This is a genomic window from Bacillus sp. GW823-FHT06A11 (assembly GCF_058795355.1).
In genome coordinates this window covers 205,717-215,118 of record NZ_JBXAHS010000005.1, presented here as the reverse complement: position 1 = coordinate 215,118, position 9,402 = coordinate 205,717, and the positions used below count along the sequence as shown (strand labels likewise).

The 9,402-nt window shown below is 33.7% G+C and carries 10 protein-coding genes and 1 pseudogene; 10 read left to right on the top strand and 1 reads right to left on the bottom strand.

Features of this window, described 5'->3' with window-relative positions:
* The 10 genes and pseudogenes from AC1Q8L_RS23230 to AC1Q8L_RS23185 form a co-directional block, all read left to right on the top strand.
* A pseudogene (locus AC1Q8L_RS23230) lies at positions 1-678 on the top strand (CD3337/EF1877 family mobilome membrane protein); the annotation flags it as partial.
* Positions 679-705: 27 nt separating this feature from the next.
* Complete coding sequence (locus AC1Q8L_RS23225; RefSeq protein WP_492339499.1) at positions 706-1,944, top strand: bifunctional lytic transglycosylase/C40 family peptidase; 1,239 nt, start codon at positions 706-708, stop codon at positions 1,942-1,944.
* A 51-nt stretch (positions 1,945-1,995) separates the two neighbouring features.
* Complete coding sequence (locus AC1Q8L_RS23220) at positions 1,996-2,592, top strand: YddI family membrane protein (protein WP_000724393.1); 597 nt, start codon at positions 1,996-1,998, stop codon at positions 2,590-2,592.
* 366 nt (positions 2,593-2,958) lie between these two features.
* On the top strand, positions 2,959-3,486 hold the full coding sequence (locus AC1Q8L_RS23215) for an excalibur calcium-binding domain-containing protein (RefSeq protein ID WP_098311878.1): 528 nt from the start codon (positions 2,959-2,961) through the stop codon (positions 3,484-3,486).
* Positions 3,487-3,543: 57 nt separating this feature from the next.
* The gene (srtD, locus tag AC1Q8L_RS23210) at positions 3,544-4,245 is read left to right on the top strand and encodes a class D sortase, LPxTATN-specific (RefSeq protein ID WP_025118677.1); all 702 of its coding nucleotides are present in this window, start codon (positions 3,544-3,546) and stop codon (positions 4,243-4,245) included.
* Positions 4,246-4,367: 122 nt separating this feature from the next.
* Positions 4,368-4,892 carry a hypothetical protein gene (locus AC1Q8L_RS23205; protein ID WP_098311879.1) on the top strand — a complete coding sequence of 175 codons (525 nt, stop codon included), beginning with the start codon at positions 4,368-4,370 and terminating at the stop codon, positions 4,890-4,892.
* Positions 4,893-5,091: 199 nt separating this feature from the next.
* The gene (locus tag AC1Q8L_RS23200) at positions 5,092-5,727 is read left to right on the top strand and encodes a hypothetical protein (protein ID WP_001035532.1); all 636 of its coding nucleotides are present in this window, start codon (positions 5,092-5,094) and stop codon (positions 5,725-5,727) included.
* 231 nt (positions 5,728-5,958) lie between these two features.
* A complete protein-coding gene (locus tag AC1Q8L_RS23195) occupies positions 5,959-6,519 on the top strand; it encodes a DUF4236 domain-containing protein (RefSeq protein ID WP_000540754.1) in 561 nt (186 codons plus the stop codon).
* A gap of 624 nt (positions 6,520-7,143) precedes the next feature.
* Positions 7,144-8,301, top strand: coding sequence for an excalibur calcium-binding domain-containing protein (locus tag AC1Q8L_RS23190; protein WP_098311869.1), 1,158 nt, complete (start codon positions 7,144-7,146; stop codon positions 8,299-8,301).
* A gap of 264 nt (positions 8,302-8,565) precedes the next feature.
* A complete protein-coding gene (locus tag AC1Q8L_RS23185) occupies positions 8,566-8,676 on the top strand; it encodes a YjcZ family sporulation protein (protein ID WP_000540371.1) in 111 nt (36 codons plus the stop codon).
* A 136-nt stretch (positions 8,677-8,812) separates the two neighbouring features.
* On the opposite strand, the gene AC1Q8L_RS23180 is transcribed toward AC1Q8L_RS23185, so the two are convergent.
* Positions 8,813-9,091, bottom strand: a complete 279-nt coding sequence (locus AC1Q8L_RS23180) for an ArsR/SmtB family transcription factor (protein WP_002153664.1) — start codon at positions 9,089-9,091, stop codon at positions 8,813-8,815.
* Between the last annotated feature and the right edge of the window lie 311 nt (positions 9,092-9,402).

Genomic DNA, 9,402 nt, shown 5'->3' with positions numbered 1-9,402 from the left:
ATACCACAGTCAGGAACGACACCATTACAATCGAATCCGATGGAAAGCAAACCAATCACAATACCACAGTCAGGAACAACATCGATACCAGCGAATCCGATGGAAAGCAAACCAATCACAATACCACATTCAGGAACGACACCATTACAATCGAATCCGATGGAAAGTAAGCCAATCACAACACCACAGTCGGGAACAACGCCATTACAATCGAATCCGATGGAAAGTAAGCCAATCACAACACCACAGTCAGGAACAACACCATTACAATCGAATCCGATGGAAAGTAAGCCAATCACAACACCACAGTCAGGAACAACACCATTACAATCGAATCCGATTGAGAGTAAACCAATTACAGCACCACAGTCAGGAACAACATCGATACCAGCGAATCCGATGGAAAGCAAACCAATCACAACACCACAGTCGGGGACGACACCATCACAACCGAACCCGATAGAGAGTAAGTCAGTCACTACTTCCCAGGTGAGTACACCACAAAAACAAGTAGAGGTAAAACAAATTAATCAACAACAAACTAAAAGTGTTCCTAAAGTAAATAATCAGCAACAGGTAAAAGAAGGGGCAGCAATTAAAAAAGTTGAAACGAAAGCACAAACGCAACAAGAAGCCTTAAAAAATGTAAAAGCAAAAGAGACCATAAAACCAAAATAATTCAGCTCGTGAGGGAGGGTTTATACATTGAGTGCGGAACCAAATCGCGACTTTGAAAATGAACATCATCCTGAAGCTGAGCTAGGGAATGCTAAGCCTGCCTTGAAAAAGGCAGGCCATTCTTTAGGGAAGACGGCTGGTAAAGGAACAAAAGTAGCGGGTAAAGCAGTTGCACAAGTAGGGAAGAAAGTAGCAGTTAAAGTAGCTCAAAAGGCAGCTACAGTTGCTGTTGCAAAGCCATTATTAATAATAGCCGGTGTTATTCTGGCTGTTGTTGCAGGTTTAGGTATAGTCATATTTTTATTAACTGCTAGTATGAGTGAAGATGAAGTCAGTCCTGGAGGAATTGGTGGTCCTTTTGCCCCAGGTACAGCAAGTGTTAGTCCTGAAGTAATGAGATGGGAGCCATTGGTAAGGAAATATGCGGCACAGCATGGTATTGAAGCAATGACTCCTTTAATTCTTGCTCTTATCCAACAAGAAAGTTCTGGAACACAATTAGATGTAATGCAAAGCTCAGAATCACAAGGGTATCCTCCAGGGTATTTTACTGATCCAGAGGAAAGTATAAAATATGGTTTAATGCATTTTGCTGATTGTCATAAAAAATCCAATGGGGATCAAAATATTACATTACAATGTTATAACTATAGAACTGGCTACGCTAACTATGCAGTTTCGAAAGGTGGATATACTCACGAGAATGCAAGGGCATTTTCTGCAGAGCAATCAGCTAAAAATGGTTATAAATGTGGTTCGTGGCGAAGTGCAGAGGCTGTAGCTAATAATTGGTGCTATGGTGATCCCGATTATGTCCCACATATTATGAGATACTATCAACCTGGACAAACTCCTGGTGGTTCTGGTGGAATTGCTGGTGGTAGTGTTTTAGGTGATGATGTATTCCAAGCAATTATGGCAGAAGCACTAAAGTATCAAGGATGGCCATATGTTTTTGGAGGGCGAACGCCAAATACATCATTTGACTGTAGTGGAATTATTGAGTATACGTATTCAAGGGTTGGTATTAATTTATTTGGTACTGCACAAACCCAATGGGATAAAACCCAACGTGTAACAGATCCTAAGCCAGGAGATTTAGTATTTTTCCATAGCACTTATGCTACAAGTAACTACATTACGCATGTTGGCATTTATGTAGGAAATAATACAATGTATCATGCTGGCGATCCAATTGGCTATGCTGATTTAAGTAAACCATATTTTCAACAGCATTTTGCGGGATATGGTCGTGTAGTTAGATAATAATGCATGTAACATCTAGCAACTTATGAAACTGCGAAAAGGAGGTAAATCATGAAGAAAATCACCATTATAATAGCAATTTTATTAATAGCTAGTGTAGGGTTTTTAATAAAATATCAATCTGATAACGAAAAACTTAAAACTGATAATATAAAATTAACGAAAAAAGTGGAAAAGGTGGAGGCACAATACAACGATACGAAAAAAGAATTGTCAGCTCTAAAGAGTAATAATCAACAACAAGTAAAGGAAGCTGCAGAACGATTTCTTAAAGCTTTCCGTACTTATGATACAGGTAAAGGCGAATCTTACCTTGCTAATATCGATGCATATATAACACCAAATGCAAAGAAAGAATTAACACCACCAGGTGGACCAACGCAATCTGCTCCTGGAACTGGAGATGAGAAAGAAAAGAAGAAAGTTTCATTTCAATCTGAATACACAGGTGGCGAGTTGTATTATGCATTTTTGGATACTACAAAAGCAAATGTATTGGCAAAAGTGAAAAGTAAAATTACAGTTAATGGTGTTTCATCTGATAATATGTCATTAATGCAAATAAATCTTATCTATGATGGAAATAAGAAATTATGGCTTGTCGACAAGCTTATACCTTTAGCAGATTTAAAAGATCGTATGCCTTAGGATTTGTACACACTTAACATGTAGATTAATAAAAAAATTCCCCTCTTTTTATTTTTTACAAGAGGGAATTTTCGGGATTTTGTAAACTTAAAATAGGGACGTGAAGTAATTACTAATGTAGGGGTGTTTTATCTCTTCAATTATGTAGATAACAACTGATTTTAAGGGGGGATAAGTTGAAGAAAGGCACCTTAGGGTTTCTTTTTTTATTTACCTTCGACATAATATGACAACATGCGAATAAATAGTTTGCTATTATCATATAGAAATCTTACATTTATCTACATAATATTATTATATTTTAAAGTTTTTAAATGTGAAAATTTCCGATGTAAATACATACCATTTAGGGAGATGGGGAAAATCATGAAAAAATTATTAGTTTCAGCAACAGCGGTAACACTATTAACAGTGGGGTACAGTTCTGCTGCATTTGCAGAAAAAAATCCAAACGACAAGGATTGCGGTCACTTTAAAAACAAACAAGAGGTTATGGAATTCTGGCACAGCAATGGATACAGTGCAACTAACGATCCTCATGACTTAGATCGTGACAATGATGGCTTACCTTGTGAAGTGAAAAAAGGGGACTACGATCAATTTGTAGCTAGCAAACAAACTACTAAAAAGGATGAAACAAAACCACAAGAACCAGTTAAACAGGAAGATACTAAAAAAGAACCTGTAAAACAAGAAAATACACAACAAAACAACCAAGCAACTAACAATAAACAAGAGCAAACTAAACAAACAGCTGTAAAGAATGGAACAAAAAAACAAGGTGAAAAATTACCTAATACAGCATCAAACGGTGTTACGATGATGCTAGCAAGCGCTGCTCTAGTATTAGCAGGTTCAGTTCTTGTATTCCGTCGTAAAAAAACGAATGCCTAAACTAATATCTAAAAACGGCAGGAATATTCCTGTCGTTTTTAATGTGGAGTGATAAGTTTGAACAAACTTGTTTGGTTAGGAGTTTTATTAATTACTATCGGCTCTTTTACTTTTGTTTATTACTTTATAGATTGGTATGATGCAAGAAAAACTGTTGAAGCCTTAACAAGTACTGAAATTCAACAATATAAAAATATACAACCTGTTACTAATGATAAAAAAGATGTCAAAAATGAATCAAACAAAGAACAATCCCAACATAGTCTACCAAATCAAGAACCTAATTTTACAAATACTAGTGAACCATTACCAGAATCACCAAAACAGATTCCAGCTTCTCAAGTTCAACATCAAAAGGGAGAACAAATTGCCTACATGGTGATACCGAAAACTAAACAGAAATATCAAGTTTACTGGGGTGCTGATGCTAAAACTTTAAAAAAAGGGGTAGGAATGTTTGTTAGTGACATTACAACCACTCCTTCTGGAAATGGACATACTGTTTTAAGTGGACATCGTGATACGGTATTTACTAATTTAGGAGATTTAGAAGAAAATGACTATATTTTAGTTGAGTATGATAAAAAAATATATATCTATCAAATTCAAAAACACTGGATTACAGATGCGAATGATCGTACCGTAATTATCGCAAGAGATACACCAACATTAACACTAACTACATGTTATCCATTTAACTATATTGGGGATGCACCTGAGCGATACATCATTGAAGCATCTTTGGTTGCTATTAATTGAGAGTGAGAGCTATTGCTCTCTTTTTTTATTTTCTTCGACATGATACAACAAAACAGTTATTACTGGATTTGTTATGCTTGGAGGAGAAATTCTACATTCCCTATAATCGGAGGAAACGAATTATGCAAAACTCATTTTATACAAAGTGGTGGTTTTGGTTTATCATTGCCATTGTCGTAATTGTTGTTGTTGGCGGAAAAAACACCAAAGAAGAAGCTACAACAACTCCAACCGAACCAAAAAAAGAAATAAAACAAAAACAACCCAAACAAGATGTTCAAGTTCAACCAGAAAAGAAGGAACAGCCTAAACAAGATATTCAAGCTCAACCAGAAAAGAAAGAACAACCTAAACAAGATGTTCAACAATCTGCATCGGGATTTACAAATCCTATAAAAAATATCGATAAAACAGCTGCTATGAATGCCGTCAAAGAAAAAGCAAAGAAAGACTTCCCAGATGATTACATGACACAGAATTATGTAGCAGATGAACAATCTAAGGCGTTTGATTATCTAAATGGTATTGACCTCAAATCTCAGGAAGAACTAAACGTTATGAAGAAAGTGATCAACGACTTCCCTAATGACTTCATGACTACTAAATATGTTTATGAAGAACAGATAAAGGCTATGAACAAACAGTAATAAGATACTATACTGTTCTTTTTTTCTAATTGAAGATATGGATAAATACGGTGAAATAATATTCGGCTGGGGATCCAATACATATTATTAAAATTAAGATGGTTCAAGTCGGAGGAAGGCACCTTAGGGTGTCTTTTTTTCTACCTATAAATGCTTAATTGATATATAATAATATTATTGTATTTTAGGAGGAACATAAATGAATAAAAAACTAATCATTGGAATTATCGCTGTACTAGTAGCTATCATTGCTTCCGTAGCTATTTTTAAAGATTCCAAATCAGAAGATATGAAACCTAAGTATTCACAAAAAGATATGGATAAACTTATCGATCAACACTTTAATGAACAGCAAGAATTAAAAACACAAATCAAAGAGTTGAAATCTAAAGTAGACTCCTATGAAAAAGAGCAAACTAGGTCACTTCAAAAAACTACACAGCCGAGTCAAGAAACACCTAAACCGCAAGAACAAGAACAGCCTAAAAAAGAAGACGTAAAGCCGGAGTCTCAACCGGAAAAGAAAGAAGTACCTAAACCAGAACAAACTACTGGAACATTAGCGAACCCAGTAAAGAACATCGACAAAACAGAAGCTATGAATAAGGTTAAAGAAAAAGCTAAGAAAGACTTCCCAGATGATTATTCTACTCAAAATTATGTTGCAAATAAACAATCCAAAGCATTTGACTATTTAAATAACATTGAAATTAAATCGCAAGAAGAATTAAATATTATAAATAAGGCACTACGTGATTTTCCTACTGATTTTTCAACAGCAAAATATGTATATGAAAAACAAATGAAAGCTAAAGGTGAGCAAGAGGCCCAGTAATAATTTAATAAAATAGATAATAAATATTATTAAAATTAAAGTGGTTCAAGTCGGAAGGCACCTTTGGGTGTCTTTTTTTATAAAAAAGGACTCATAAAACGCCTTGAATTATTTAATTCAAATATTTGTATTATATTAATACATTATAACTAAATATATTAATATAAACACTAAAAATTTGTTATAATTAGTAAAGAATTCTATTAATTAGTATAGAGAGGATACAATATTATGGGTTATAAATTTCGTAGAATTATCCAGTTTTCCCCGGGTGTGAAAATTAACTTTACATACACAGGTATGGGAGGGAACTCTATTTCACCTGAATCAAGAACAACAACTTATGTACCTGGAACTGGAATCTCGTATACACCACGAATAGCTGAGTCAAACAACTATTATATACAACGAGGGTATCAAGGACCAAACACTTCCTATCCCACTATGGATGAACAAGATTACAATACGGTAAATGCATTTGAGCCAATAAAAGAAACCCAAACTTACCTTGTTACTGCTTTTCGTAAAAAGGATAATCAAGTAAACTCCGTAGGTAGAAAACTAATGAAACCACTTTCCATAATTACAGGCTTGTTTGCGGGCCTATTCTTAATTATGATGCTTATTATACCTGCTCTAATCATGGCATTCTTTTCTTTCCTATGCTATAAAAATATAAAAACACCATTTGCAGTTGTATGCCCAGAATGTGATGCTGAAAATCTATTCATTTTTGAAGAAGAGAAGATTGCTTGTCGTAAATGTGAGAGTACTCTTATAATCCAAAAATAAATGGTTCTCAAATTAACGTCACTTTATTAGTCAAAACAATATAAATCTAATCATAAATATAAATAGATAAAAAAGAGGGATAAGTGAATATTATTAACTTTTAAGCGTTTAATCCAACTATAAACGACTTAGCTATCAAACTTGCTATGGTACTGTTTATACCGTTATTCTTAGCATTGATTGTCAAAGTGATACTTATGAAATTTATGAAAGAATCAATTGCTGGCAGATTAGCAAGTCTATCTTTGTTATTCTTTATGTACTATGTATTTAAATTTATTACAGCGTAAAAGGCACCTTTGGGTGTCTTTTCTTTATGATTAGCAATAATTTTTAAATTTTGCAACGACATCCAAAGAGCTTATGAGAAGCTAGACGAACGTTAGCAATGCCGTTTTGCAAAACAAGTTTCATTGTACGTGAAAATGTTGCAAAACAAAGAGGATATACTGTGATTTGATTTCATCATAAAAGAAATCATTTCCAAAGGGAAGAGGTGATATTTTATATAATTTTACCAATTATACCAACAGGACTAATTGGTCCTGTTTTTTATTTTTCTCCGACAAAATATGACAATATAGTTGTAACTGTTTTTGTTATGCTTGCTGTAAATCTTACATTTTGAAGGGGAGTAAAGTCAAGGGGAAAAAGAAAAAAGAAAAACAGCCAAGTGAATTAGAACTTGCTAAACAAACTATAGCTGCTAAGTATCAAAAAGAATATGGAATTACCCCTATTATCGTAACTGTTGCTCTTGGGGGAATTAAAACAGGATACGCTGCGGTTTCAAAAGAACACATTCAAACATTCACTTACGATAGAGATGCAAAGGATGTAGTTAGTATCTCTACACATTATTTCAATGACTATACTGATGTGTTTATTGATCACTACGCTATTAAATCTAACTTTGAGTTCAAGGGGATAAAAGATACTTTCGCCTTTATTCCAAATGGATCTGGAAAAGAAATAGAAAGCTTGATTAAAAGCTATACAGATATTGAAATACATAAAACTGAGCGTAAATGGTATCAAAAGATACTTGGATACCGCTCTGGTAATAAAGCGAAAATGGTGCTTGCTTCTTTAATTTACCTGGTCATTGTTGTTTCTATCTTTAATACGGTTACTGGAAAGAAAGAAGAACCAAAACAAGAAGTGAAACCTGCTGTCACTACAAAAACAGCCCCTGTAAAGGAAGAAAAACAAGTTGAACCGAAGCTGGTAGAACAACCAGTTGATAAGAAACAAGATAAAATTAATAAATTTAAAGATGATACTCAAAAGAAATTAACAGAAACCTATAAGAAGATTGATGGTGTTAATCCTATGGTAGCTATTAGTGATGATGGGAAATTAATTACTTTGGCTTTCGATTTGGATGCATATGCAAAACACGATAAGGTAGACAAAGAGTTGTCTGTGTCCACTTTTAAAACATCTGCTGGACCATACGAAAGGTATAGAGGTACAGCATTCAGAGCTTATGGAAAAGAAGCCAATATTGCTAGCAAAGATGACATTGTGGTTAAAATTGTAGATTCATCTAATAATCAAGTGGTAATTGATGATGTAAGGAATTATAAGGAAGAACAAAAACAGACTACTACTCCAGCAAGTCAGCCTGAGGAACAACAAAAACAATCAGAGCAAAATAATGTGGTGTACGAAAATTGTACGCAAGTGAAAAAAGCCGGTAAAGCTCCAATTAAACAAGGAGAACCTGGATATAGCAAGAAATTAGACAAAGATGGCGATGGGATCGCTTGCGATAAGTAATGGACACTCCAAAAAAGTGCTTTTCTTTATTTATCAATGAATAAAACAATTTAACATGGTAAAATAATAATTGAATGGGATTCCAATACATATTATTAAAATTAAGATGATTCAAGTCGGAGGAAGGCACCTTAGGGTGTCTTTTCTTTATTTTCAAAAGGACCTGCTCAATTCATTCTTAAATACATAAGGTAATGTAAACCCATTAAATCACATGGAATGAACCCTAGTTTTTCCCTCTGAGCTAAAGGAGGCACTATTGTTATGGGATATGGTGGTAGTTGCGGCGAAGGCTGCGGTTTCGCTGGAGGATTTGCTTTATTAGTTGTATTGTTTATTTTATTAATCATTATCGGATGCAGTTGCTTCTGCTAAAAAAACTATTGGAAAAGGCACCCTTATATGGGCGCCTTTTTGTATATTAAAAACCTACCTATTTTCATAGGCAGGCTAAATATAATTTTGCACATTTGAATTATAGCAAAATCATTTATATTGAAAGTAATTAAATTTAACTTAGTAATCCTAATACCCTAATAATCTCAATTGTTTTATTATCTTTTATTTTAAAATGAAGTCTTTTCCCTATACGTTCACTAATTACAATATTTCCAGAGGCTAATTTACGTAAATGTTGTACAATCAAATCTTCTGTAATTTTTGTTTGCTTACTTAAATCAGAAACTGACAACGATCCATATGTAATCAATTTACAAACAATTGATAATCGAGTAGAATTCCCTAATAACCCTAAAACTTTTATATTTTCTGTATAGAAACTAAAATCCATATGAAAAGCATGTAACAGATCTTCCAACCTCCTAAAATAAGATGAGTATCAACCAAAATATCTTAACATTAAAAATAGTAAAAAACACCCTAAAATATACCAATTATTCATTGAGAAAAATGATACTTGAATGGGGTTCCAATACATATTCTTAGAATTAAAGTGATTCAAATCGGAGGAAGGCACCTTTGGCGTGCTTTTTTATTTATGGATTTTTTTAGAAAATATTTGAAATATAATACAGTATATTATATTATTGTGCGTATGATTTCTGGTTTTAAAAATTACAAAAATTAATAGGGGGAAACAAT